Origin of the sequence: Microbacterium sp. NPDC087591 (assembly GCF_044743625.1) — a bacterium.
Taxonomy (GTDB): Bacteria; Actinomycetota; Actinomycetes; order Actinomycetales; family Microbacteriaceae; genus Microbacterium.
In genome coordinates this window covers 886,534-912,218 of sequence record NZ_JBIUWU010000001.1, presented here as the reverse complement: position 1 = coordinate 912,218, position 25,685 = coordinate 886,534, and the positions used below count along the sequence as shown (strand labels likewise).

Below are 25,685 nucleotides of genomic sequence, written 5' to 3'. Positions count from 1 at the left end.
TTTCGCTTTCCCGTCGCGACTGTTGTAGGCTGTTCTACGGCCCGCTGAGCGGTCCAGGAGCGCCCGTAGCTCAATGGATAGAGCATCTGACTACGGATCAGAAGGTTAGGGGTTCGAGTCCCTTCGGGCGCACAGAACCAGAAACGGCATCCACTTCGGTGGGTGCCGTTTCTGCGTCGACGGCTCCTCTCCAGTGAGCTACCCGAGCAGCTCCACTCCGAACCCCGCCACCACCGCGCGCAGCTCCGCGAGGTAGCGCTGGGCCTGTTCGGTGAGCGGGATCGCGGAGTGGTCGATCCATCCGATCTCGATCCGCTCGTCGATGTCGAGCGGGATCGCGACGATCTCGGGGTCGAGGTCGTCGCTGATGATTCCGGTCGAGATCGTGTAGCCGTCGAGTCCGATCATGAGGTTGAAGATGGTGGCGCGGTCGGCGACCCTGATCTCCTGCTTGCTCGACAGGGTGGAGAGGATCTCCTCGGCGAAGTAGAACGAGTTGTTCGCGCCCTGGTCGAACGTGAGCCGCGGGAGCTCGGCGAGATCGTCGAGCGTGACGTGATCGCGAGCGGCGAGGGGGTTCTTCCGGGAGATGAAGATGTGCGGGTCGGCGAGGAAGAGCGGATGGAACGCGAGTCCTGAATCTCGCAGGAGCTTGTCGATGACGTTCCTGTTGAAGTCGTTCCGGTAGAGGATGCCGAGCTCGCTGCGCAGCGTGCGGACGTCCTCGATGATGTCCCAGGTACGCGTCTCGCGCAGGGAGAACTCGTACTCGGCCGCGTTGCTGCCCTTGACCATGCGCACGAACGCGTCGACGACGAAGGAGTAGTGCTGCGCGGAGACGCCGAGCAGGCGCCGCGACGGCGGCCGCCCGAGGTAGCGCTGCTCGAGGAGCGCCACCTGCTCGGTGACCTGTCGCGCATATCCGAGGAACTCCGTGCCGTCGGCGGTGAGGGTCACTCCGCGGGCGGAGCGGAGGAAGAGGGTGCGGCCGACCCGCGATTCGAGGTCCTTCATCGCCGCCGACATCGTCGGCTGGGCGACGTAGAGCAGATCGGCGGCCGCGCTGATCGACCCCTCTGCGGCGACCTCGATGAAATACACGAGTTGCTGCAGGGTGATGCCGTTCGATCCGCGGGCCATAGGCAGAGCCTATATCAACGCATAGCCCCGACGACTTACCCGATATCCGCTCAACGGCTGCACGATGGAGACACAGACTTTCCCGCGGCCGACTCCGGCCGATCACAGCAACCAGATGGGCCCCTCATGGCGAACGAGTTCACGTTCAGCATCTCCACCACCCGCTTCGACGAGGACTATGCGCCCTCCGAGAACTCGCGCATCACCACGAACTTCGCCAACCTGGCCCGAGGCGAGCACCGCCAGCAGAATCTCCGCAACGCGCTGACGATGATCGAGCGTCGATTCAACGCGCTCGCGCACTGGGACAACCCCACCCAGGACCGCTACGGCGTCGAGCTCGAAATCGTCTCGGTCGAGCTGGAGTTCACCGCAGGCGATGAGGACAAGGAGTTCCCGCTGCTCGAGGTCCTCGACATCACGATCGTCGACCGCACGACCGGCGCGCGTCATCACGGGATCGTGGGCAACAACTTCTCGTCGTACGTGCGCGACTACGACTTCAGCGTGCTGCTGCCGGCGACCACCGAGGCCGCGGGGAAGTTCACTCTGCCCGACGAGTTCGGCGTGCTGCACGGCAAGCTGTTCCAGCACTTCCTCGCCTCCGACGCGTACCGCGAGCGGTTCACCACGACGCCCGTCATCTGTATCAGCGTCTCGACGAGCAAGGAGTATCAGCGCACCGCGAACCACCACCCGGTCCTCGGTGTCGAGTATCAGCAGAACGACTACTCGCTCACCGATGAGTACTTCGGCAAGATGGGGCTCAAGGTGCGGTACTTCATGCCCCCCGGAAGCGTGGCACCGCTCGCGTTCTACTTCCAGGGCGACCTGCTGAACGATTACTCGAACCTGCAGCTGGCCGGCACCATCAGCACGATGGAGACGTTCCAGAAGATCTACCGTCCGGAGATCTACAACGCGAACGCGGCGGCGGCGCACATCTATCGGCCGACCCTCGATCAGCAGAACTTCTCGTCGACGCAGATCGGCTACGACCGCGTCGAGCGCAGCCAGCTCGCCAGCGCACAGGGGAAGTACACGGAAGAGCACTTCATGAAGCCGCACCAGGACGTGCTCGATCGCTGGGCCGCCGACTACCCGACTCCGGTCGCCTGAGCTGCGGAGCACCACGAGCATGACCACTCTTCTCCCCACCTCGATCGTCGGCAGTCTTCCGAAGCCCTCCTGGCTCGCGCAGCCGGAGACCCTCTGGTCCCCGTGGAAGCTCGAAGGCGACGCGCTGATCGAGGGCAAGCAGGATGCGCTGCGCATCGCCGTCCAGGAGCAGCGTCAGCGCGGCATCGACATCATCAGCGACGGCGAGCAGACCCGTCAGCACTTCGTCACCACGTTCATCGAGCACCTCGATGGCGTCGACTTCGATCAGCGCGAGACCGTGCGCATCCGCAATCGCTACGACGCCAGCGTGCCGACCGTCGTCGGCGCGGTGAGCCGACAGAAGCCGGTGTTCGTCGATGACGCGAAGTACCTCCGCCAGCAGACCGACCAGCCGATCAAGTGGGCGCTCCCCGGTCCGATGACGATGATCGACACTCTCGCCGACCGTCACTACAAGAGCCGCGAGAAGCTGGCGTGGGAGTTCGCGACGATCCTCAATCAGGAGGCGCGGGAGCTCGAAGCCGCGGGCGTCGACATCATCCAGTTCGACGAGCCCTCCTTCAACGTCTTCTTCGACGAGGTGCAGGACTGGGGAGTGGCGGCGCTGGAGCGGGCGGCGGAGGGGCTGCGCGCCGAGACCGTCGTGCACATCTGCTACGGCTACGGCATCAAGGCGAACACCGACTGGAAGGCGACCCTCGGATCGGAGTGGCGCCAGTACGAGGAGTCGTTCCCGCTCCTGCAGCGTTCCGCGATCGACGTCATCTCGCTCGAGTCTCAGAACTCCCATGTGCCGATCGATCTGCTCGAGCTCGTCCGAGGCAAGAAGGTCATGCTCGGTGCCATCGACGTCGCGAACGAGGCGATCGAGACGCCCGAGCAGGTCGCCGAGACCCTGCGCAGGGCGCTCGCCTTCGTGGATGCCGACAAGCTCATCCCGAGCACGAACTGCGGCATGGCGCCGTTGCCCCGCGACGTCGCCCGCGGCAAGCTGGGGGCGCTCAGCGCCGGCGCGGCTCTCGTTCGTGAGGAGCTCGCTGCCGCGCAGCGCTGACCGCCTGATCCAGCTCTGCCAGACGGGGCGGGTCGGCGCCCGGTCGCGACACCGTCACTGCCGCTGCGGCGGCGCTCCGCCGCAGAATCGAATCGATCCGGCCGGTGCTCAGGTCGGCGAGCACGCGCCGAGCCTCGGCGCCATACGCCCCCGCCTGCAGCAGACCATCGATCAGGGTGCCCATGAAGGTGTCGCCGGCGCCGACGGTGTCGACGAGTTCCACCGGAACGCCCGGAACGCGCAGGACCTCCCCGCGGACCACGGCGATCGCGCCCCGTGCGCCGAGCGTGACGACGACCAGTGCCGGACCCTCGGCCGCCCAGCGCCGCGCGACGGAGACGACATCCTCGCCGGGATGCAGCCACGCGATGTCGTCGTCGCTGGCCTTGACGACATCCGCCTGCGTCCTCAGGGCAGCGACCAGGGACCGCACTGCGTCCTCGTCGTCGATGAGCCCCGCGCGGACGTTGGGGTCGTAGCTGACGAGAGCACGTCGGTGATGCGTATCGACGAGGTCGGCGACCGCGTGCGCGCCGGGATCGAGCACGGCCGCGATCGAGCCGACGTGCAGCGCGTCGGCGCGCCTCGTGCGGGCGGTGTCGATCTCCCAGGTGATCGCGAAGTCGTAGCGCGCGGAACCCTGCTCATCCAGATGCGCGGACGCGAGCGAGGTGCGGGCACTCGCCGCGCCCTCGAGGATGACCGCTGATTCGGCGAGCCAGGCGCGGACCAGGCGTCCGTGGGCATCGTCACCGATCGCGGTGAGCAGCCGCGGACTGCGATCGAGCCGGCCGAGCGTCAGGGCGACGTTCGCCGGGCTGCCACCCGGCCGCTCGTCGACGGAGCCGTCGGCACGGTGCACGATGTCGACGAGTGCCTCGCCGACGACGAGGATGTCGGGCCGTCGGGGTGCATGCGGTTCGAAGCGGACCATGTGGAACTCCCAGGTGAGGACGATGAGGAGCGGACCTGCCGTGCGGGCGGGTGAGTGGCTCAGATCGGGGTGCCGAACTCGCGGATCGTGATGCCGGAGAAGGTCGCGGGTCCGCCATCCGCGTACAGCGAGATACCGGTGTCGCTCTCGCGGAAGTGGACCTGCTGCGAGATGACGGTGTGCCCGGCATTGACGAAGACCTCGACGCTCTGCGTGTCGACGAAGATGCGCAGATGCACGGAGCGAGCATTCGAGTCGATCGGCGCTGCCGCTCTGGTGTACGGCACCAGTGAGAATCCGCTGAGGTCCGAGGGCCCCCGGTCGACGTAGAGCTCCGCCCCGTATTTGCCGATGTTGGTGTGGCGTGAGCCGTCTGACGACCGCCCGACCGACACGCCGACGTTCGCTGCGGCGTCCCACGCGATGTCGAGCTCCAGCTCGTAGGCGCGTCCGCTCCACGGCAGCACGACGCTGCCGTCGACGGTCTGGGGTGGGAGAGTCGTCGTCGCTGTGACGTAGTTGCTCAGAGCCTCGACGGGGCGGCTGAGGAGTGAGTACCAGCCGCCGCTCTGGTGCTCGAGACGCAGTTCGCGGACGATCGAGTTCTGGCCGTTGTAGCCGTCGGAGGCATCCGTGGGAACGTCGCGGGCAGCGTACTTCCAGTTGTTCATCCACGCGATCGCGAGCCGCTTCGTCTCGGGTGCGTCGATGGAGGGCCAGGTGACGGCGGCGTACCAGTCCCAGCCCCAGTCGAGCCATTGCGGAGTGAGGTCGTCGGCGTGGAACTCCTCGCCGTCCCACGTGCCCGTCCAATAGGCGTAGGTCATCGGCAGCCCCACCCCATAGGCGTCCATGCTCGCGCCGAGCACCCAGTGGCGGGTGCCGTCATTCGCCGTCATCTCGAACAGGTCGGGGCATTCGATGCCGCCGAGCGCGTGGTTCGGATAGTCGAAGTTGCGGCGCAGCACCCAGTCGATCAGGTTCGACGATGTGTAGAACGCCGCGTATCGCGCCCTGCCGATCACGCAGACCCATTCGCTGCGCGCGGTGTCCCAGTGGATCTTCGGGTCGCGGAACCACTCCGCGTTCTCGATCTCGGCCGGTGTCGAGGCAGCCCGTCCATCGGTGTTGACGATGACCGGATCGGGGAGTGCCGTGAACGTGAACCCTCCGTCGGTCGACCAGTACAGGTACTGCTCCTGGAACTTGCGGATGCCGTCGGTCGGCTGCGTGGCGAGCGCCACGACCGCCCCTGCTCCGAATCCTGCGGTGTTCGCCGTGTCGACGACCGCGGACCCCGACCACACCGGGAAGTCCGGCTGCAACGGCATCACCGTGCCGTGGTGGGTGAAGGCGACACCGTCGCTGGTGGTCGCATGGTCCCAGCCACCTGGTCCGTTGTTCTGTCCGGAGTGCAGGTAGTACAGCTGGTACGCACCGTTGGTGGTGACCGGTCGCTGCGGGTCGCACAGCCAACCCGCGGGTGGTGTCATGTGAAAGTTCGCTCGCAGGGAGCCCGCCGGGCTCTGAGCGCGCGCCGCAAGAGGGGCAGCGCCGCCCAGGAACAGCGCGAGCGCACCAGCGCCGGCGCCTTGCAGGACGCTGCGGCGTGAGAGGGGATAGGTCATTTCGGTTCCTTTCCAGGGGTCGACGGGCGCGACGATGCGACCGCCGGATCGTGAGACGGCAGGAGGAGGATCTGGTCAGAGGAAGCGGGCGGTTCGGGTCAGGTCGACACGTCCCGTGCGGATGCGGTCATTCTCTCCGGGCTCTCGACGTCGGCGACCGTCATCGTGATCGGACCGCCGTGATCCGTCGTGAGGATCAGTGTGATCGGACCGTCGCCGAGGACGACGAGGTTCGATGCCGTCGCACTGCCGTCGCCGACGAAGACCTCCAGGAGAGGCCCGTCGAGACTCATCAGCAGCGTGACGGGGGAGGTGCCGACGAGAGGGACGGCACTCGTCGAGGGGAAGTCCTGATGCACGGCCTCGGCCGCACGCCCCCTCCGAGTGACGCGCAGCTCGCCGCCGCGTGGATCGTGGTCGAGCTCGACGGTGGCATCCGCATCGCCCGACAAGGCGAACCGGACGGCACCGGTCGATGCCGGATCCCACGATGCCTGCAGGATCGCGTGCGTGCCGAGCATGATCGTCGACGGATGCGCCGTGTCCGCGACCGTCGTCTCCGACCCCTGCGCGAGCAGCTCACCGACGAACGGCGCGGGCTCCTGTACGAGCCGAGCCGCGCCATCGACCGTCCGCAGGCTCAGTCTGCGTGGCAGCGACATCGCCCCTCGCCAGGGCGTCGAGGGGAAGACGTGCGCGTACCTCCAGTTGCTCATCCAGCCGAGCATGATCGCCTCGCCGCCGGGAGCGCTGTCGAAGGTCACTCCCGCGTACAGGTCGCGCCCATGGTCGAGGCGCTCGAGCTCCGGCCTGTCGGGTGTGAACACGGCACCGTCGAACGCACCCACGATGTAGTGCATGGACGAACCGTCTGCGTCTGCATCCTCGCCCACCGGGTTCGTGCTCAGCAGCAGGACCCAGCGCAGGTCGTGCGGGTCGCCGTCGAGGGGGAGCAGCACCAGGTCGGGACACTCCCACACCACACCGACATCGCCCAGGGGGCCGAAGGTGCTCTGCAGACTCCAGGACCGGAGGTCCGTCGATGAGTAGATGAGCACCTGCCGATCATCGGCCTCGACCGTGAGCATGATCCAGCGGGATCGGCCCGTCGGGTCGTCGAATCGGACCACCTTCGGGTCGCGGAACGCGCTCGTGCCCCGGTCCAGGATCGGATTCGCCGGGTCGGGCAGCCAGGTGTATCCGCCGTCGCGGCTGCTCGCGGTCGACTGGGCCTGGTGATCGTCGTGGAACGCGCTGGTGTAGAACGCCGTGAGCGACGTCTCGTCTCCGTCGGTCGTGGCGACCACCGATCCCGAGAAGATCTGCTCGCCGTCCCGGTGCGACAGGGCGACCGGATGCTCTCTCCAGTGCTGCAGGTCGGAGCTCGTCGCGTGTCCCCAGCTCATGTTGCCCCAGTCCGAGCCCGACGGGTTGTACTGGAAGTAGAGGTGCCAGACGCCCCGGTCGTGGACGAGGCCGTTGGGGTCGTTCATCCAGTTCCGTCGCGGCGTGAAATGGAACGCGGGACGCGGCACGATCGTCCGCGTCGCAGTGATGGGTGAAGACATGGGGTCCCTCAGATCGACTCTCGCTGGATCGGGGGGCACGCGACACGCAGCTGCAACGACGGAGCCGGCGGCTCCTCGATCCCCAGCAGCACCCGTACGCCGGCGGCTCCGAGCTCGTAGTGCGGGAGGGCGACGGTCGACAGCGGCGGGCGCAGGTGCGCGGCGATCACATCCTGATTGTCGAAGCCCATCACGGCGATGTCCTCGGGGATGCGTCGACCGTGCTCCCGCAGGCCGTCGTAGAGCCCCATCGCCACCCGGTCGTTGTGGCAGAACACGGCCGTCGCGCCGGATGCCAGCACGCGCGACGTCGCCGCGTACCCGCCCTCCTGCGCCGGCTCGGAGGGGAAGACGAGCGACTCGTCGAAACCGACCCCTGCCGCCGTCAGTGCGGACCGGTAGCCGGCGAGCCGCCCGGACTGGGCCGGCGACGGCGTCGTCGTGTTGATGAACGCGATCCTCCGGTGGCCGGCGGCGAGCAGCTCCTCGGTGGCGGTGCGTCCGCCCTGCTCCTCGTCGGGGACCACGGAGCGCAGACCGCTGCCGTCGGCGAAGCAGTCCACGAGCACCGCATCGGTCTGGTGCAGCGCCTCCGGCACGACGATCTCCCGGTGGTACCAGGTCGAATAGAGGATCCCGTGCACCTGGTGCTCGAGCATCATCGCGATCGCGTCGTTCTCGACCGCCGTGTTGCCGTCGGTGTTGGCGACCAGCAGCACGTACCCGTGCTTCCACGCTTCGTCCTGGGCGCCGTGGATGATCTGGCCGGCGAACGGGGTCGTGGCGATCGCGTCTGCGACGAGGCCGATGAAGCGCGAGGTGCCCTGAGAGAGCGTCTTCGCCAGCGCGTTCTGCCGGTAGCCGAGCGCCGCGACCGCCTCCTGCACGCGCCGGCGAGCCTCGGCGCCGATGCGGGCACCTGCTTTGTCGTTCACGACGTGCGAGACCGTCGCCACCGAGACTCCCGCGGCCTTCGCGACGTCGCGCATCGTGACCGAGGGCGTGTGCTTGCCGTGCTCGGAGGTACTCATCCCTTGGTCGCTCCACTCTCGAGTCCGTTGATCATGGCTTTGTTCAGCACCAGGAACACCAGCAGCAGCGGCGTCACGGTCACGCACACTGCGGCGAACGTCGCCGTCCAGTCGGTGTTGCCCATCGCCCCGATGTAGTTCTGCAGGCCGAGCGGAATCGTCTTCAATCCGTCGGAGAGCACGAACGTGTTCGCGAAGATGAAGTCGTTCCAGATGAAGATGCTGTTCACGAGCACCACAGTAATGATCGTGTTGACCGACAGCGGGAAGGTGATCTGCGCGAAGATGCGGTACGGCCCTGCCCCGTCCAGGGACGCGGCTTCGTACATCTCCCGCGGAATGTACTCGTAGAACGACGAGAACAGATACACCGCCATGGGGAGCGAGAACGCGGCGAGCGGGATGATCATCGACAGATGCGTGTCCAGCAGTCCGACCTGCGAGTAGTCGATGAACAGCGGCACCAGGGCGATCTGCACCGGCACGATGATGCCGAGCAGGAACAGCGATCGGACGAGAGCGCTGAACCGGAAGCCGAGCACCTGCAGCGCGAACGCGGCCATCATGCCGGCGATCACGATCAGGATGCTCGCCCCCAGCGTGACGATCAGGCTGTTGACGATGTTGAGCCACAGGTTCCCCGAGGCGAAGGCTCGCGCGTAGTTCTCGAGGGTGAACTCGGTCGGCAGCGCGAACGGGTTGCCGCCGGCGAAATCGCTGGCGGTGCGGAAGCTGGTGAGCAGCAGCCACAGGAGCGGGTACACCTGCACGATCACGATCAGCACGACCGTGACGCTGAGGAGGGTTCTCTGGACGCGCACCCGGGAAGAACCGGAGGAGGTCGTTCGACGGCGCGGCGTCACAGGGGGCGCCGGTTCGGTCGACCGAACGGGGGCGGTGAGTACTGGCGCGGTCATGAGTCGTCCCTTCGACGAAGGAGCAGGAAGATGAGGCCGACGGCGATGAGGCACTCGACGACGATGAACACCGAGATCGCGCTCGCGTAGCCGTAGTCGGTGTGGACGAACGCGGTCTTGTACATGTAGGTCGTCAGCAGTTCGGACGACTGGCCGGGACCGCCGTTGGTGAGCAGGTAGGGGATGTCGAAGCCGCGCAGCGCAAAGGTCGTCGCCATGATCGTGGTCGTGATCCAGACCGGGCGGATGTAGGGGAACCGGATGCGCCAGAACACCTGCCACCAGGATGCGCCGTCGAGTCTCGCTGCCTCTTCGAGATCTTTGGGTACCGCGATGAGGGCGGCGTAGATGATGAGCATGTACAGCCCCGTGAAGCGCCAGCCCTCCGGGATCGACACCGCGGCCAGCACGGTCTGCACGTTCGAGAGCCAGGCCGTCTGCAGGTGTTCGAGGCCGAGCCAGGCGAGGAGCTGATTGAGCAGGCCGACGGGCTCGAGCGAGTAGATGCGCTGGAAGAGGAAGGCGATCGCCACGGTCGAGATCACGGCGGGCAGCAGGTACAGCGTCTTGACCAGCTCGCGGGCCCGGGGGAGCGCCGTCAACAGCCCGGCGACGGCCAGAGCGCCTCCGAGCTGCAGGACGAGGCAGATCGCGAGGTAGCCGAGCGCGTTCGAGAACGCCGTCCAGAACACGTCGTCGCGCGTGAGCATCTTGACGTAGTTGTCGAGGCCGACGAAGCCCATCTCGGTGATGCCGTCCCAGCGGAAGAAGCTCAGGACGAGTGACTGCAGGATCGGCAGCAGGACCGCCACACCGTAGAGCAGCAGCGGGGGAATGAGGAACACGGCCACCGAGAGGCGAGAGCGACGCGGCAGCATCGAGGTCAGCGCGCTCTTCGGCTTCCGCGCCCGGGGTGAGCGCGGCGACGCCGCGCCCACCCCGGGCTGTGCGAGATCAGTCATCGAGGTTCTCCGCGAGGCTCGCATCCATGGTCTTGATGAACTCGTCGGGGGTGATGTCACCCTGGACGAGCAGTGTCAGCTCCTGCTGCAGGCGCGTGTTCGTGGCCGGGTCCAGCTGCGTGTCCCAGGGCATCGCGATCTTCGGCCCGACGTTGTCGGCCTCCGTCACCGCCCGTGAGTAGAGGTCGGTGGCGTTGTCGGGGATCGTGGTCTCGACGTTCGTGGTCGGCGAGAGCGCACCGGTCGCCGCATACAGCTCCGGGTAGCGGTCGAGTGCGAACGCGAGGAAGTCCCGGACGAGCGGGTCGTAGGTCTGCGCGTTCACGGCCATGCCGATGCCGGACGGGGTCACGTACTCATTGTCTGCGGTGACGGCGCCGTCGATGGTCGGCAGGGTGAAGTAGTCGACATCGTCGCGCACGGCGGCGTCGAGCGAATCGGTCGCGAGGTTGCCGAGCTCCCAGGTGCCGATGTTGTACACGGCCGCGCGTCCGGAGGTGAAGAGCGCCTGCGCGTCGGCGTAGCCCGTCGAGGAGAAGCCCTCCTGGAAGCATCCGGCCTGACCGAGGCTGTACAGCCACTCCGCGGCGGCGCGACCGGCGGGATCGGCGAACGATGCGTCTCCGTTCTTGAGATCCTGGATGTACTCCGGCCCGGCCATGCGGAACGGGTAGTAGGCCATGTAGCGCTCGAGCGGCCACTGGTCCTGACCGTCCAGGGCGATCGGTGTGATCCCCTGGGCGCGGAGCGCCTCGCACATCTGCGGGAAGTCGTCGAGCGTCGCCGGCACGGTCACGCCGGCGTCGTCGAACAGCGCGGTGTTGTACCAGAAGAACTCGAGCTGGAACTCGAACGGCACCATGTAGAGCGAGCCGTCGTCGAAGCGCTGGTAGTTGAGCGCGGCTTCGCGGTACTCGTCGCTGAGCCCGAGGTCCTCCAGCAGCAGGTCGACGTCGACCATCCGCCCTTGCCCTGCGAGCTTCTGCGCGAACGGTGTGGCATCGGTGTCGAAGAGCTCCGGGAGCTTGTTCGCGGCTGCCAGGGTCTCGTACTTCTGGATGTACGAGGGGCGGTCGGGCGTCGTGATGAGGTTGAGCGCGAATCCGGGGTGCTCTGCGGCGTACTCGTCGGCGATCTTCTCCATCGTCGTGATGACGCCGCCGTCTGCGGGCCGGGAGAGCAGCCAGGAGATCTCGCGGGGGACGATGTCGCCGTCCGGATCGACATCGGTGGGGTCGGCGCTGCCGGACGTACCGGTGCAGCTGGTGAGTGCGAGAGCGGTGACGGCCAGTGCGGCGAAGAGTGCCACTGCGCGGGGGGTGGTGTGCATGTCGGAATCTCCTTTGATCATGTGCGGTGCAGCGGGAATTCGGGTCAGTTCGTGGACGTGAGGAGGTCGTGCGTCAGGGGAGCGGCCTCGGCGGCGGCGTCGCGCGTCGACACCGAGAACTCGGTGACCGTCACGGTGCCTTCACCGACGAACGCGCCGATGCGGCCGACCGGTCGGTCGTAGATTCGCGTGCTCAGCACCACGGCATCGTCGACGGTCGCGACGCAGATGTCTCCGTCGACGATCACCTCGAGGGTGTGTGGACCGTCGCCGAGCGGCACGGGGCGCTCGAGCTCGATCACGAAGGGGACGTCACCGGATATCTGCCACTGCTCCGTGCCGGTCTGGCGCCGGGGCCACCGGTCGAGAACGAGGCGATCTCGCTGCGGCTCCAGTCGCAGCACGTAGCCCTCGTCGCCGTCGGCGCTCGCGCGCAGGAGCACGCCGCACTCCCGTGTGCCCTCTGCGATGTCGAAGCGGGCCACGACGCGGAAGGAGTCGGGGCTGTCGTCGGGGCTGAGCGCATCGGCGTATCCGTCCGGTGCGCTCAGGATCGTGCCGGCGGGAATGCTGCTGATCGCTTCCTCGAAGGTCTCGCGGAGCTCGGCGGCGGGGTGGAAGGCGAGAGTGCCGTCGGAACGCTGCTCCGCTTCGAGCACCGACATCGTGCCGGCCCACTGCCAGGCGCCGTCGTCGGCTGTGCCTTCTCGTGTCGCGATCCACCCGAAGAAGAGACGTCGGTCGCCGCGCGCGGCGGACTTCGCCGCGTAGAAGGCGCGACCGTCGAGAGTGTCGTACGCGGGCACGATCCACGGGCCGTGGAGGCTGCGGGCCATGCGGTACCGGGTCGTGAAGGCGTCGCTGAACTCGGATGAGACCAGATACCACCAGTCGCCCCACTGGAACACCTCCGGGCATTCGTAGGCGACCGTGCGGCGCGGATCCCAGAACGGAGCCGCGGGCTCCCAGCGGGTGAGATCGCGCGACGTGCACTGTGCGATGACGCCACGGCGTCGGAGCGGCCCTTCGGTGTGGCGGGCGGTGATGAGCATGCGCCACAGCTCTGCGTCCGCATCCCAGAAGACGTAGGGGTCGCGCCAATCGCCGGTCTCGTATCCGGCCGTCGCGCCGAAGGTGTCGGCTGCGTGGCGCTGCCAGGACTGCATGCCGTCGAGGCTCGTCGCGTGCAGCACGAGCTGCAGCGGGAGCCCGTCCGCCCCGAGGCGGTCGGGGTTCTGCCCCGTGTAGAACGCGTGGTGGACACCGTCGTCGTCGCGCACGATGCTGCCGGTGTAGATGTTGAAGTCCGCAGCCTGGTTCCCGCCCGAGGCGATGGCGACGCCGGTCTCGTGGAAGTCGACGAGGTTCTCGGTCACCACCCGCTGCCAGGGCATGCCCTCTTTCGGCGTGCGACGCGTCTCGTGCAGGTAGAAGAGATGGAACACGCCATCCTCCTGGTACGGGATGACATCCCCCACCCATGCGCCGTCCGGCCGGTAGAACCCTCGCTGGCTCATCGTCACCTCTTCGTTGATGGTTAATCGGTTACGCATGACGATAGCCGCAGGCAGTGGCGCTGGTCAAGCGGTTAATCACGTTAACCACCAGAACTTCTCCGATGTGTCATCGGGAGCCCTGCGAGCCGTCGGAGGGCGTGGCCGGACGGCGTCCCCTCGCGGTCGAAACTCAGTCGATCAGCGAGGTGATCGCGGGGTCGCGGCGGGCGACCTCGGCCGCGGTCGACACGATCACGCGGCGCATGGCGGCGACCGCGATCGCGGGGGTCACGTCGGACCGGTGCGCGAGGCTCACGGTGCGCGTCATCATCGGATGCGAGAGGCGCACGGACCGCAGCGCCGGACGGTCGAGCAGCACCATGGCGGGCACGACGGCGACGCCGAGGCCGCGCTCGACGAAGCGCAGCACCGCGTCCATCTCGGCGCCGGCCAGCAGCGGCACGGGCGCGAGGCCGGCGGAGCGGAATGCGGCGTCTGTCGTGGCGCGCAGCTCGTAGCTCTCGTCGAAGGCGATCAGCGGCAGGGAGGCGAGCCCCGGGAGGTCGAGCGAGGGGGCCGTGGTCACGGGAGGCTCAGCGGCCGACGAGACGACGACGAGCTCTTCCGTCAGCAGCGGCATCCGCGTCAGGCTCACTCCGGCCGGCGGCTGCCCCTCCGACGCGGTGACCAGGGCGATGTCGAGCGCGCCGACCGCGAGCTGTTCGACGAGCGTGCGCGACCCCGCTTCGGTGAGCTGCAGCTCGACGCCGGGATGGGCGGCATGGAACACGCTGATCGCCTCGGCGACGAGGCTGATGCACAGGGTCGGAGTCGCCCCGAGGCGGACCCGACCGCGGCGGAGCCCGGCGAGCTCGCCCATCTCCTCGCGGATCGCCTCGGCCTCGGCGAGCATGCGCTGCGCGCGGGGGAGCAGTGTCTCGCCGGCGGCCGTGAGCGCGATGTGGCCGCGGGCGCGGTGGAACAGTTCGGCGCCGAGTTCGCGCTCGAGCGTGGAGATCTGCCGGCTCAGCGAGGGCTGTGCCAGGTGGAGGTGCTCGGAGGCGCGGGTGAAGTGTCCGAGGCGGGCGACTTCGACGAACCCGCGGAGCTGCTCGAGGTTCATGACCATAGCCTACCCGCATCGTTACGACGCCAACTATGCATTGGAGTTATTAGGATCGCCTAACTAGCGTCGAAGGCATGAGTACACGCGAACGTCAGATCTCCACCACGGTCCTGGTCATCGGCACCGGAGGATCCGGCCTGCGAGCGGCGATCGAGATCGCCGAACACGGTGTCGACGTCCTCGCCGTCGGCAAACGTCCGCGCCAGGACGCACACACCTCCCTGGCAGCCGGCGGGATCAACGCGGCCCTGGGGACCATGGACTCCGACGACACCTGGCAGCAGCACGCCGCCGACACCATCAAGGAGAGCTACCTGCTCGCCAACCCCCACACGGTCGAGATCGTGACGCAGGGCGCCGAGCGCGGCATCCGCGACCTCGAGCGCTGGGGCATGGACTTCGCCAGGGAAGACGACGGCCGCATCTCGCAGCGCTTCTTCGGCGCGCACACGTTCCGCCGCACGGCCTTCTCGGGCGACTACACGGGCCTCGAGATCCAGCGCACCCTCGTGCGCAAGGCCGAGCAGCTCGAGGTGCCGATCCTCGACAACGTCTACATCACGCGTCTGCTCGTGCGCGACAACGTCATCTTCGGCGCCTACGGGTTCGACCAGGCCGACGGCACGCGCTACCTGATCCACGCGGACGCCGTGATCCTCGCCGCCGGCGGACACAACCGCATCTGGCGCCGCACCTCCTCCCGCCGCGACGAGAACACCGGTGACTCCTTCCGCCTCGCGGTCGACGCCGGTGCCCGCCTGCGCGACCCGGAGCTCGTGCAGTTCCATCCGTCCGGCATCATCGAGCCCGAGAACGCCGCCGGCACGCTCATCTCCGAAGCGGCGCGCGGTGAGGGCGGCATCCTGCGCAACGCGCTCGGCGAGCGGTTCATGCCCAAGTACGACCCGGAGCGGATGGAGCTGTCGACCCGCGACCGGGTCGCGCTCGCCGCGTACACCGAGATCAAGGAAGGACGCGGCACCGAGAACGGCGGCGTCTGGCTCGACGTCTCGCACCTGCCGCGCGAGACGATCATGACCCGTCTGCCGCGCGTCTACCAGACGATGATGGAGTTGCAGATGCTCGACATCACCACCGATCCGATCGAGATCGCGCCGACGGCGCACTACTCGATGGGCGGGGTGTGGGTGCGCCCCGAAGATCACCAGACCGATGTCGAGGGGCTGTACGCGATCGGCGAGGCGTCCAGCGGCCTCCACGGCGCGAACCGCCTCGGCGGCAACTCGCTCATCGAACTGCTCGTGTACGGGCGCATCGTCGGGCAGGCGGCGATGGCCCACGCGGCCGGGCTGGAAGCGCAGCAGCGGTCGGCCGAAGCCGTCGCCGTCGCCAGGGCCGAGATCGCCGATCTCCTGGCCGCGGACGGACGGGAGAACGTGCGGGCGCTGCAGCGCGCCATCCGCAACACCATGACCGAGCATGCGGGCGTCGTCCGCGACGAGCAGGGGCTGCGCGCCGGCCTCGCCGAACTCGACATGATCGAGGGCCGCATGGAGGACATCGGCATCCACCCCGACATCGCCGGGTTCCAGGACCTCGCACACGCGTTCGACCTCAAGGCATCGGCGCTCGCTGCGCGCGCGACGATGGAGGCAGCGCTGGAGCGTCGTGAGACCCGCGGATGCCATAACCGCAGCGACTTCCCCGACACCGATCCGACCCTGCAGGTGAACCTGGTGTGGAGCCCGCGGGACGGCATCACGCACGAGGCCATCCCTGAGATCCCCGCCGAGATCGCCGAGCTCATGCGCGAGGTCGACACCGCAGGCAAGCTCGTCGAGTAGCTCCCGACCGCGACTCCCGACGGGGCCGAGGGGTCAAGATGCGCCGCTCGCCGGCCGCTCCGTGCGGCGTGTCTTGACCCCTCACCGGGAATGTCAGCCGGCCTGCGGTTCCTCGGTGTCGATCACGCCGATCCCGACGGCCTCGTGGTCGGGCTCGGGCTCGTCGCGCTTGGGCGCGACCGGCTCCTCACCCGGGTCCTTCTCGGTGCTCGGCTCCTGCAACTGCTCGGTGCTCGGCACCTCTTCGGGGTCTGCCTGCTCGGCCGATTCTTCCTGCGCGGCGGAGGCGTCCGGTTCGGGCGACTCCGCCGTCAGCTCGCCTGCGTCGGCGCCCGATGCGGGAGTGGGGGTGGGAGCCTGGGTCTCGGGAGACGGTTCCTGCTCCGGTGTGCTGTTGGTCATGATCGTCCCTTTCGCGATGTCTTCGCGATCAGGATGCCGTCGGAACCGCCCCGCATGAAGGGGCTTGACGCCGCTTAAGAAATGCACCTGGTTGAGGGTGCCGTACGAGTGCGCCCGCCGACAGGAACCGCAGGATCCCTGTGTCATCACTCATGCGATCAGGTTAATGGGGGTGAACCGAAACGGGGAAGGCGGCGTAACCTGGACGCGTGACTGCGTACGTCTCGGCTTTCGACCTGTTCTCCATCGGAGTGGGGCCATCGAGCTCCCATACCGTGGGTCCGATGCGCGCGGCCCTGGACTTCGTCCACCGGCTCGGTGCGAGCGAGACGCTCGCCGACGTGTCGAGGGTCGAGTGCACGTTGTTCGGCTCCCTGGGTGCGACCGGCATCGGACACGGCACGCCGGATGCCGTCGTGGCGGGTCTGCGCGGGCTGTCGCCGGAGAGCTGCGACCCCGCGGAGGTGCGTTCCGCCTGGACCGAGTACCCGGCCGGCGAGCTGCTCACGCTCGATGGGAGGCAGCAGATCCCGTTCGCGAAGACCGACATCGTCTTCGCCCCGCGCACCCGCCTGCCGGGCCACCCGAATGCCATGACCCTCACCGCGTGGGATGCCGCCGGCGCAACGGTCGCCGAGGAGACGTACTACTCGATCGGCGGAGGCTTCATCCGGCGCGAAGGGGAGGGCACGTCGATCGCGGCTGCGGGATTCCCCTACTCCTACACGGATGCGGCGTCGTTGCTCGCACTGTGCGATGAGCGCGGACTGTCGATCGCCGAGGTCGCGCGGCTGAACGAGACCGCCGTGCGCAGCGAGGAAGAGGTGGCTGCGGGGCTGGATGCCATCTGGAATGCCATGTCGGCCTGCGTCGACGCAGGTCTGCACTCCGACGGCGTGCTGCCGGGCATGCTCAAGGTGAAGCGGCGGGCGGGCACGATCCGCGCGCAGCTCGAAGAGGTCGAAGCGGACGGGCATCGCGAACTCCCCGGCGAATGGCTCGGGGCCTTCGCGCTCGCCGTCAACGAGGAGAACGCGGCGGGCGGACGAGTCGTCACCGCACCGACGAACGGCGCGGCCGGCATCCTGCCCGCGGTGGCGATGTATTGGTGGCGCTTCCTCGCCGACTCCGGACTCGGTGCCGGCAACGCGGTCACGCCCTACGGCGAGCTGGTCGGCAGCGCGCTGCTGGGTTTCGGCCCCGACGGTCGCAGCCTCGCGGCGCAGGTGGATGCCGGCCTCGATCCGGAGCAGACCGCCGAGGCGAACCGTCGCCGGGGCATCCGTCGATTCCTGCTCACGGCCACCGCGCTCGGCTCGCTGTTCAAGGCGAACGCCTCGATCTCGGGCGCAGAGGGCGGATGCCAGGCCGAGGTCGGCTCCGCGTGCGCGATGGCCGCCGGGGGTCTCACCGCGGTGATGGGCGGGACGAACCGGCAGATCGAGAACGCGGCCGAGATCGCGATGGAGCACCACCTCGGCCTCACGTGCGACCCCATCGGCGGGCTCGTGCAGATCCCCTGCATCGAGCGCAACGCGATCGCCGCCTCGACCGCCGTGACCGCGGCACGCCTCGCGCTGCGCGGCGACGGCCGCCACTACGTCTCGCTGGATGCCGTGGTCGAGACGATGCGTCAGACCGGCGCCGACATGTCGACCAAATACAAGGAGACCAGCGAGGGCGGCCTCGCGGTGAACGTCATCGAGTGCTGAGGGCGCCGGGATCGCCTGAACCCGGTGTCGGGAGCTCCCGGTAGCCTGCCGACAGGCATGACACGCAGGGGAGTGCGATGGATCCGTTCTGGGACCCGAACAGTCGGCGACGGCGGCAGCAGCCGGTCGTAGCCGTGCGTCCGACCGACGACGCCCCCACACCCGGCGCGCAGTGGCCGACGAGCATCCCGGCCGTCGCACAGGTGCTGCAGGAGGGCATCGACCTCCACCCCGGCGTGACGTTCCTCGTGGGCGAGAACGGCAGCGGCAAATCGACCATCGTCGAGGGCGTCGCGATCGCGTACGGGCTCTCGCCCGAGGGTGGCTCACGCCAAGCCAAGCACAGCACGCGTCCCACGGAGTCGCCCTTGTCGGAGTGGCTGCGGCTCCAGCGCGGAGTCGGGGCGAACCGGTGGGGCTTCTTCCTGCGCGCCGAGACGATGCACTCGTTCTACACGTATCTGGAAGAGAATCCGTCACCCCGCGGAGATGTCGCGTTCCACGAGATGAGTCATGGCGAGTCCTTCCTCGCACTGCTGGAGAGCAGGTTCGACGAACCGGGGTTCTACTGTCTCGACGAGCCTGAGGCGGCGCTGTCGTTCTCGTCGACGCTCGCACTCGTCGCGGTGCTGCAGCGCATCGTCGATGAAGGCGGCCAGGTGCTCTGCGCCACGCACTCGCCGGTGCTCGCCGCGCTCCCCGGTGCGCGCATCCTCGAGGTCGGGGACTGGGGCATCCGTCCCGCCGAGTGGAACGACCTCGAGCTCGTGAACCACTGGCGGTCGTTCCTCGACTCGCCACCGCGCTACCTGCGTCATCTGCTCGACTAGCACCCGCGCCCGTCCGTGGCGGAAGTCGTAGGCTGGCGGGCATGACCGAGCACACACCCCCGAAGCGGCGCGGGCGCCCACGGGGAGTGTCCGACGCACGGGAGCGGATCATCGCCGCGGCCGTCGAGGAGTTCGGCGAGCACGGCTACGAGGCGGCGACCATCCGGCTCATCGCCGCGCGAGCAGGAGTGGACTCGGCGCTCGTACACCACTACTTCGGCACCAAGGCCGACCTCTTCGCCGAGGCCATCGGCATCCCGCTCCGACCCGATATCGATGTGCCGGGGATCCTCGCCGGACCCCGCGACGAGATCGGCGAGCGACTGATCCGCTACGTGCTGCAGGCGTTCGAACAGCCGGAGATCCGCCGCCGCGGGGTCATGCTGCTGCGCACGGCGATCGGCAGCAAGCTGACGACCCCGCTGCTGGCCGGCTTCCTGTCTCGGGAGCTTCTCTCGCGGGTGGCGAAGAGTCTCGACGTCGACGATGCGGAGCTGCGCGCATCGCTCGTCGCCTCGCAGATCGCCGGGATGCTGATCGCCCGCTACGTGCTGAGGCTGCCGGCGCTCGCCACCGCATCTGTCGATGACCTCGTGGCGCGGGTCGGGCCGACCGTCCAGCGCTACCTCTTCGACTGACCGTTGACGGCGTTCGCGCGCAGGCGCATAATTCATCGCATGATGAATAATCTCGCGGTCGAGGTCTCGCAGCTGCGGGTGCAGCGCGGGAAGACGTCGGTGTTCGACGGGATCGACCTCGCGATCCCGCGGGGACAGATCACCGGACTGCTCGGTCCCTCCGGATGCGGCAAGACCACGCTCATGCGCTCGATCGTCGGCGTGCAGCGGATCGCGTCCGGCGAGGTCATCGTGCTGGGCGAGCCCGGCGGATCCCGGCAGTTGCGGCATCGCGTGGCCTACGGCACTCAGGGTGCCGCGCTATACGGCGATCTGAGCGTGCGCCAGAACCTGTCGTACTTCGCCTCCCTGCTCAAGGCCCCGAAGGGCGACGTCGACCGCGTGATCGCCGAGGTCGGACTCGGACCGCAGGCCGGTCAGCTGGTCGACTCGCTCAGCGGTGGGCAGTCGACGCGGGTCTCGCTCGCGATGGCGCTGATCGGATCCCCCGAGCTGGTGGTGCTGGATGAGCCGACGGTCGGGCTCGACCCGGTGCTGCGGTCCGAGCTGTGGGCGCTGTTCCGCAGCCTCGCCGACCGCGGCGTCACCCTCATCGTCTCGAGCCATGTCATGGACGAGGCGCTCCGGTGCGACCGGTTGCTGCTGCTGCGCGACGGGCGGATCATCGCCGACACCACCCCGCACGCCCTGCTGGTCGACACCGGTACGGACGATCCTGAAGCCGCGTTCCTGGCCCTGATCGAGCGCGACCGATCCGCCTCCGGGGCGACACGGCGATCGCGCAGGGAAGCGCGCCCGGACGAGGGGGAGGCGCCGGCATGAACGGGCTGCGGATGTTCGCCACAGCCGGCAGGGTGCTGACGCAGCTGCGGCATGATCCACGCTCGATCGCGCTGATGCTGATCGCGCCGAGCCTGCTGGTCGGCCTGTTCGCGTGGCTGTTCAGCGATCAGGAGGGGGTGTTCGATCAGTTCGGCGGAGCGATCCTGGCGCTGTTCCCGTTCATCGTGATGTTCCTGATCACCTCGATCACCACGTTGCGGGAGCGCCGGTCCGGCACGCTGGAGCGGCTGATGACCACGCCGCTCGGCAAGGCCGACTTCATCCTCGGGTATGCGCTCGCCTTCGGGCTCATGGCGCTGCTGCAGGCCGTGATCACGGTGTCGTTCGCGGTGGGGGTGTGCGGTCTCGACGTCGACGGTCCGCTCTGGCAGCTCGGGCTGGTCGCGATCGTCGACGCCCTGCTGGGCACTGCGCTCGGACTGCTCGCGAGCGCGTTCGCTCAGACCGAGTTCCAGGCCGTGCAGTTCATGCCGCTGCTGGTGTTCCCGCAGATCATCCTGGGTGGGCTGTTCATGCCGCGCGACCAGATGCCCGACGTGCTCCACGCGATCTCGGACTGGCTGCCGCTGAGCTATGCGATCGACACGATCAACGCCGTCGCGGCGGGAGACGAGGGCTGGGACGTGTTCGGTCCGCTGCTCGTGGTGCTGGCGTTCGCGGTGGGCGCGCTCGTGCTGGCGTCGTTGACGCTGCGCCGGCGCACGCGCTGATCCCTCGGCCGCGTGCTCAGCGCGCGGCGCGGTTCTTGGTGTGCCTGGTCGGCGCGGCGACCCAGGGATCTTCCGGCCAGGGATGTTTCGGGTACCGGCCGCGCATCTCCGCCCGCACCTGCGCGTAGGGGCCCGACCAGAACGAGGTGAGGTCGTCCGTGACCGCGAGTGGTCGGCCTGCGGGGGAGAGCAGATGGAACAGCACCGGTACGCGTCCGTCGACCAGCCGCGGCGTCTCGGCCCAGCCGAAGCACTCCTGCAGCTTCACGGCGACCACGGGGCGGGCGTCGGGATCGTCCGGTGCCGGGTACGCGATGCGGATGCGGGACCCGCTGGGCACTTCGAGTCGCTCGGGCACCAGCTCATCGAGGCGCGCGGCTTCGGGCCACGGCAGCAGCCGGCGCAGCGCCGACGTCAGATCCAGTCGGGCTGCCGGGGTGCCGGATGCCAGGGAGTCGAGCTCCGGCGCGAGCCAGGTGTCGAGGGCGGCGAGGAGCCCGGAGTCCGAGACGTCGGGCCAGGGCGCTCCCAGCTCGCGATGCAGCAGCGCCAGGCGACACCGCAGTTCGGTGGCCGACGCCGACCAGGTGAACATGCCCAGCCCGTCACGCTGCAGCGTGCGCCGCACGGCATCGCGGCCCTCCTCGGCCGATGCGCGCACGGGTGCCGAGGAGCGCAGGATCGCGCCCACGCGGCGCTCGCGCCTGGCCTGCACGCGACCGGCGACGAACTCCGCCTCGATGCGGTCGGTGAGCAGATGGCTCGCTGCCTGCTCCATCTGCTCCTCGGTGAGCGCGGCCGCCGACCGGACGACCGCCCCGGACCCGGCCGCCGCACGCCCGGAGGCGCGAGCGACGTCGGCGATGGCCAGCCACTCGACCGCCGCGAGTGGACCGGTCACCCCCGCGCGGGTACCGGAAGCCAGCAGGAACGTCGCCCCGCCGGAGGTCTGTTCCACACGGCGGGCGACCCGCTCGGGAAAGGCCAGCGCGATCACGAGACCGACGCCGTCGAGGTCGGAGCGCACGCCCGGGGTCGCCGTGCTCAGACGCTCGAGGCGGTCCGCGTCATTGCGCCAGCGACGGGCATCCGGCGTGCGCGCGCCTCGCAGTGCGATGAGCGCCTGGGCGACATCCGAGTCCGCGGTGCGCAGGTCGCCGCCCAGCAGCGCCACGACCTCGGCGGCGAGTCGAGCTCCCACCGTCGGACCACCGTCACGCAGGGCGCGGGCCAGTCGCGGATCCGTGGGGATGCGGGCCAGAGCCCGACCCTCAGCGGTGGCGCGGCCGTCGTCGTCGATCGCGCCGAGTCCGTGGAGCACCGTGACGGCGTCGGAGAGGCTGTCGGCGGGAAGTGGGTCGATCAGCCGCAGGCCGGTTCCGCCTGGGGCGCCCCAACACGCGAGCAGCAGGGCGGCGTCCGCAAGGTCGGTCGACGCGATCTCCGGCGTCGGACGGGCGGGCGCGGCGGCGTAGGTGCGCTCATCGACGCAGCGGACGACGGTTCCCGGCCCCTGGCGGGTGCCGCGGCCGGCGCGCTGCACGCATGACGAGCGAGAGGCCGCCGCGGTCACCAGTCCCGTCATCCCGCGTGCCGCGTCGCGCTGCGGAGTGCGGGCCAGGCAGGTGTCGACCACCAGCCGCACACCGGGCACTGTGAGAGACGACTCCGCGAGCGAGGTCGTGACGATGATGCGCGGCCGCTCATCGGCGCGGCGGCCGCGGATCACGGCATCCTGCTCGGCGGCGGGCATCCGCCCGTGCAGCTCGCGCACGTCGAAGGCGTCGGTCGCGTCGCGGACGCGGCGGGCGATCTCCGACACCTCGCGGGCGCCAGGCGCGAAGACCAGCACGTCGGCCGCCGGGTCGTCGTGGTGCAGCTCCTGCGCGGCGGATGCCGTGGTGCGGGCGACGTGATCCAGGAACGCCCAGGTGACTCCGCGTTCGTCGAGGCGTGGGGCGGAGCTCGGAGCCCAGCGCTCGGTGAGGGGGAACGCGGGCACGTCGTGATCGACGATCGGGGCCGGCCGGTCGTCGGTGCCGAGGACGGAGGCGATGCGGGCGGCGTCGAGGGTCGCCGACATGGCGATGAGCACGAGGTCGTCGCGCAGCTCGCGCACCTCCGAGAGCAGGCCGATCAGGAGGTCGGTCTCGAGCGCGCGCTCGTGCACCTCGTCGATGATCACGGCGTCCACGCCCTGGAGTCCCGGATCGTCGAGCAGGCGGCGCAGCAGCACTCCGGCGGTGACGAACTCGACTCGCGTCTCCTTTGCGACCGCACGCTCGCCGCGGACGGTGAACCCGACCCGCGTGCCGAGCGGCGAGCCGTCGAGCTGCGCGAGTCGACGCGCGGCGGCCCGGGCGGCGACGCGGCGCGGCTGCGTGACGATGACGCGGCCGGTCGAGCGCGAGGCGAGCAGTGGCGGCACCAGCGTGGTCTTGCCGGTGCCAGGGGGTGCGCTCACCACTGCGGACGTGCTGGTGTCGAGCGTCGTCGCGAGCTCATCGACGGCGGCCGCGAACGAGAGTCCCGCGCCGATGGCGGCGAGGTCGAAGGCGGCGGACGTCATCGTCCCAGTCTGCCCGGTCGGCGGTGTCCGGGGTCGTCCCCAACTCAGGAGAACTGTGTCTGATGCGGCACGAAACGGCTTCTCTGCGCGTCGACGGCGACGGATCGCCTGAGTTGCGGACGGCGACCGGCTCAGCCGGCACGAGAACAGCGGGTGCCGCGACCGAGATCGGCCGCGGCACCCGCTGTTCTGGGTGGGGAGACTACTCCGCGTCGGCTGCCGGTGCGGCGGGCGGTGGGGGAGTGGTCGGTGCCGGAACCCGGGGCTGAGCGGGCGCCTGCGCCGGAGTGGTGGCCGCGGCCACACCCTCGCCGATGCCGCGGCCGACGGCCTGGCCCTGGATGATCCCCGCGAGGTCGAGCCCCGTGGCCGAGTGCACGCTGTCGAACACCGACCGCATCGCGATCGCGTTGTCGGCGCCGACGACCTGCGACGCGCCCTCGTCGCCCGAGCCGCCGATGATCGACACGTTGCCGATCGTGGCGTAGCCCTTCGAGAACTCGGCCATGATCGACGGCAGCACCTCGAGCACACGCTGCGAGAGGAACGCATCCTGGTTCGAGGCGATGGCCTTCGCTTCGGCCTCGAGGGCGGCTGCTCGCGCGTCACCCTCGGCACGGATGGCATCTGCCTCGGCGTTGGCGCGCAGTCGGCGTGCCTCGGCCTCGGCTTCGGCCTGGGATCGCAGTGCGTCTGCTTCACCCTGCGCCTTCGCGACGGCTGCTGCGGCTTCACCATCGGCACGGGCCTTGTCGGCCTGCGCCTGCTGCTCGGCGATGCGGGTGCGGGCCTCTGCCTGCTTGACCTGCTCGATCGCGGCGGCCTCGGCCGCACGCTCACGGGTGTACAGCTCGGCCTGAGCCCGGGTCTCCGCCTCGTACCGCTGGGCGTCGGCGACGCGCTTGACGTCTGCATCGAGCTGAGCCTGGCGGTTCTCGGCCTGCTGCTGCAGCACGGCCTGCTGCGCCTGCTCGCGGGCGAGGTTCTCGGCCTGCTCGGCCTCGGCGCGCGCCCGGCCGATGCCGGCGTTGGAGTTCGCCGTGTTGGTGTCGAGCGCGGTCTGCTCGATCAGGTTCGCTTCCTGGTTCGCGATGTTCTTCTGGTTGATCGCGCGGTCGGCGTTGGTCTGCGAGATCTCCGCGGACTGACGCTTCGCTTGGATCTCGGGAGCACCGAGCGATTGGATGTAGCCGACCTTGTCGGTGATGCCCTTGATCTGGAACGAGTCGAGGATCAGACCCTGCTCGGCGAGCTCCTGCGAGACGTCGGCGGCGATCTGGTCGGAGAACTTCTTGCGCTCACGCATCAGCTCGACGACCGAGAGCGTCGCGACGATGCCGCGGAGGGCACCTTCGAGCTGCTCGGTCGTGAACTGCTCGATGGCCTTGTCCTGCGAGGCGAATCGCTCTGCTGCGCGGCGGACGAGGATGGGATCGGAGCCGATCTTCACGATCGCGACGCCGTCGACGTTCAGGGTGACGCTGTCGAGCGACTGCGCCTCGGCGTTGAGGGAGACCTGGCGGGAGCGCAGCGAGATGATCTCGTGGCGCTGCGTGATCGGATTGACGAGCGACTTGCCGTTCACGATGACGGTGACGGGCGACTCCGACATCTCGGATGTGCTCGATCCGTCGGTGGCGATGACGGCGCGTTGCACCTTCTGCTTGCGTCCCGAGATGACGAGCGCCTCATCGGCGCGCGCCACCTTGATCCAGCTGCGTGCGAACAGCAGCAGGATGAGCAGGATGATGACGGCGGCGACGATCGCGACGCCGACGATGATCAGGATGCCGACTGCTCCGGCGATCTCCATGGATGACCTCCCTGGTTCCCCCCGAGGGGGCGGTCTCGAGCGCGCCGTGGTGCGC

General features: G+C 68.9%; 21 protein-coding genes and 1 tRNA gene. 9 read left to right on the top strand and 13 right to left on the bottom strand.

Going from position 1 to position 25,685, the window contains the following annotated elements:
- Positions 1-59: 59 nt before the first annotated feature.
- Positions 60-132 (top strand) — tRNA-Arg (locus ACIOVG_RS04280).
- A 66-nt stretch (positions 133-198) separates the two neighbouring features.
- On the opposite strand, the gene ACIOVG_RS04275 is transcribed toward ACIOVG_RS04280, so the two are convergent.
- The gene (locus ACIOVG_RS04275; protein WP_400869367.1) at positions 199-1,140 is read right to left on the bottom strand and encodes a LysR family transcriptional regulator; all 942 of its coding nucleotides are present in this window, start codon (positions 1,138-1,140) and stop codon (positions 199-201) included.
- A 126-nt stretch (positions 1,141-1,266) separates the two neighbouring features.
- Here ACIOVG_RS04275 and ACIOVG_RS04270 point away from each other — a divergent pair, with 126 nt between their 5' ends.
- Both ACIOVG_RS04270 and ACIOVG_RS04265 read left to right on the top strand, forming a co-directional pair.
- The gene (locus tag ACIOVG_RS04270) at positions 1,267-2,259 is read left to right on the top strand and encodes a DUF1852 domain-containing protein (RefSeq protein WP_400869365.1); all 993 of its coding nucleotides are present in this window, start codon (positions 1,267-1,269) and stop codon (positions 2,257-2,259) included.
- Between the two features lie 19 nt (positions 2,260-2,278).
- A complete protein-coding gene (locus ACIOVG_RS04265) occupies positions 2,279-3,316 on the top strand; it encodes a methionine synthase (protein WP_400869363.1) in 1,038 nt (345 codons plus the stop codon).
- Here the strand turns inward: ACIOVG_RS04265 and ACIOVG_RS04260 are convergent.
- The 9 genes from ACIOVG_RS04260 to ACIOVG_RS04220 form a co-directional block, all read right to left on the bottom strand.
- Complete coding sequence (locus tag ACIOVG_RS04260) at positions 3,264-4,250, bottom strand: carbohydrate kinase (RefSeq protein WP_400869361.1); 987 nt, start codon at positions 4,248-4,250, stop codon at positions 3,264-3,266. The genes ACIOVG_RS04265 and ACIOVG_RS04260 overlap by 53 nt on opposite strands.
- 59 nt (positions 4,251-4,309) lie before the next feature.
- A complete protein-coding gene (locus ACIOVG_RS04255; RefSeq protein ID WP_400869359.1) occupies positions 4,310-5,878 on the bottom strand; it encodes a GH32 C-terminal domain-containing protein in 1,569 nt (522 codons plus the stop codon).
- 98 nt (positions 5,879-5,976) lie between these two features.
- The gene (locus ACIOVG_RS04250) at positions 5,977-7,446 is read right to left on the bottom strand and encodes a glycoside hydrolase family 32 protein (protein ID WP_400869357.1); all 1,470 of its coding nucleotides are present in this window, start codon (positions 7,444-7,446) and stop codon (positions 5,977-5,979) included.
- Between the two features lie 8 nt (positions 7,447-7,454).
- Positions 7,455-8,477, bottom strand: a complete 1,023-nt coding sequence (locus ACIOVG_RS04245) for a LacI family DNA-binding transcriptional regulator (protein WP_247629111.1) — start codon at positions 8,475-8,477, stop codon at positions 7,455-7,457.
- Positions 8,474-9,394 carry a carbohydrate ABC transporter permease gene (locus tag ACIOVG_RS04240; protein ID WP_400869355.1) on the bottom strand — a complete coding sequence of 307 codons (921 nt, stop codon included), beginning with the start codon at positions 9,392-9,394 and terminating at the stop codon, positions 8,474-8,476. Before ACIOVG_RS04240 ends, ACIOVG_RS04245 begins: the two co-directional genes overlap by 4 nt.
- Entirely contained in the window at positions 9,391-10,272 is an 882-nt protein-coding gene (locus ACIOVG_RS04235) for a carbohydrate ABC transporter permease (protein WP_247630596.1), read from the bottom strand. Before ACIOVG_RS04235 ends, ACIOVG_RS04240 begins: the two co-directional genes overlap by 4 nt.
- Before the next feature lie 76 nt (positions 10,273-10,348).
- Positions 10,349-11,686: an ABC transporter substrate-binding protein gene (locus ACIOVG_RS04230; protein ID WP_247629112.1), complete on the bottom strand. Its 1,338-nt coding sequence runs from the start codon at positions 11,684-11,686 to the stop codon at positions 10,349-10,351.
- 44 nt (positions 11,687-11,730) lie between these two features.
- Positions 11,731-13,203 carry a GH32 C-terminal domain-containing protein gene (locus ACIOVG_RS04225; RefSeq protein WP_400872673.1) on the bottom strand — a complete coding sequence of 491 codons (1,473 nt, stop codon included), beginning with the start codon at positions 13,201-13,203 and terminating at the stop codon, positions 11,731-11,733.
- Positions 13,204-13,372: 169 nt separating this feature from the next.
- The gene (locus ACIOVG_RS04220; RefSeq protein WP_400869353.1) at positions 13,373-14,305 is read right to left on the bottom strand and encodes a LysR family transcriptional regulator; all 933 of its coding nucleotides are present in this window, start codon (positions 14,303-14,305) and stop codon (positions 13,373-13,375) included.
- A gap of 77 nt (positions 14,306-14,382) precedes the next feature.
- Between ACIOVG_RS04220 and ACIOVG_RS04215 the strand changes: the two genes are divergently transcribed.
- Positions 14,383-16,113, top strand: coding sequence for an L-aspartate oxidase (locus ACIOVG_RS04215; RefSeq protein WP_400869351.1), 1,731 nt, complete (start codon positions 14,383-14,385; stop codon positions 16,111-16,113).
- A gap of 93 nt (positions 16,114-16,206) precedes the next feature.
- Here the strand turns inward: ACIOVG_RS04215 and ACIOVG_RS04210 are convergent, their stop codons facing one another.
- Entirely contained in the window at positions 16,207-16,515 is a 309-nt protein-coding gene (locus ACIOVG_RS04210) for a hypothetical protein (RefSeq protein ID WP_400869349.1), read from the bottom strand.
- Between the two features lie 209 nt (positions 16,516-16,724).
- Between ACIOVG_RS04210 and ACIOVG_RS04205 the strand changes: the two genes are divergently transcribed.
- The 5 genes from ACIOVG_RS04205 (at position 16,725) to ACIOVG_RS04185 (ending at position 21,248) form a co-directional block, all read left to right on the top strand.
- Entirely contained in the window at positions 16,725-18,227 is a 1,503-nt protein-coding gene (locus ACIOVG_RS04205) for an L-serine ammonia-lyase, iron-sulfur-dependent, subunit alpha (protein WP_400869347.1), read from the top strand.
- A 77-nt stretch (positions 18,228-18,304) separates the two neighbouring features.
- Positions 18,305-19,057, top strand: a complete 753-nt coding sequence (locus ACIOVG_RS04200; protein ID WP_400869345.1) for an AAA family ATPase — start codon at positions 18,305-18,307, stop codon at positions 19,055-19,057.
- A 41-nt stretch (positions 19,058-19,098) separates the two neighbouring features.
- Entirely contained in the window at positions 19,099-19,695 is a 597-nt protein-coding gene (locus tag ACIOVG_RS04195) for a TetR family transcriptional regulator (protein ID WP_400869343.1), read from the top strand.
- Positions 19,696-19,734: 39 nt separating this feature from the next.
- Positions 19,735-20,517 (top strand): ABC transporter ATP-binding protein, encoded by a 783-nt coding sequence (locus ACIOVG_RS04190; RefSeq protein ID WP_400869341.1) that lies wholly within the window; start codon positions 19,735-19,737, stop codon positions 20,515-20,517.
- Positions 20,514-21,248, top strand: a complete 735-nt coding sequence (locus tag ACIOVG_RS04185) for an ABC transporter permease (protein WP_400869339.1) — start codon at positions 20,514-20,516, stop codon at positions 21,246-21,248. Before ACIOVG_RS04190 ends, ACIOVG_RS04185 begins: the two co-directional genes overlap by 4 nt.
- A gap of 16 nt (positions 21,249-21,264) precedes the next feature.
- Here ACIOVG_RS04185 and hrpB read toward each other — a convergent pair whose 3' ends face one another.
- Both hrpB and ACIOVG_RS04175 read right to left on the bottom strand, forming a co-directional pair.
- Entirely contained in the window at positions 21,265-23,817 is a 2,553-nt protein-coding gene (gene hrpB / locus ACIOVG_RS04180; protein ID WP_400869337.1) for an ATP-dependent helicase HrpB, read from the bottom strand.
- Positions 23,818-24,019: 202 nt separating this feature from the next.
- Positions 24,020-25,630, bottom strand: a complete 1,611-nt coding sequence (locus tag ACIOVG_RS04175; RefSeq protein ID WP_400869335.1) for an SPFH domain-containing protein — start codon at positions 25,628-25,630, stop codon at positions 24,020-24,022.
- Positions 25,631-25,685 lie beyond the last annotated feature (55 nt).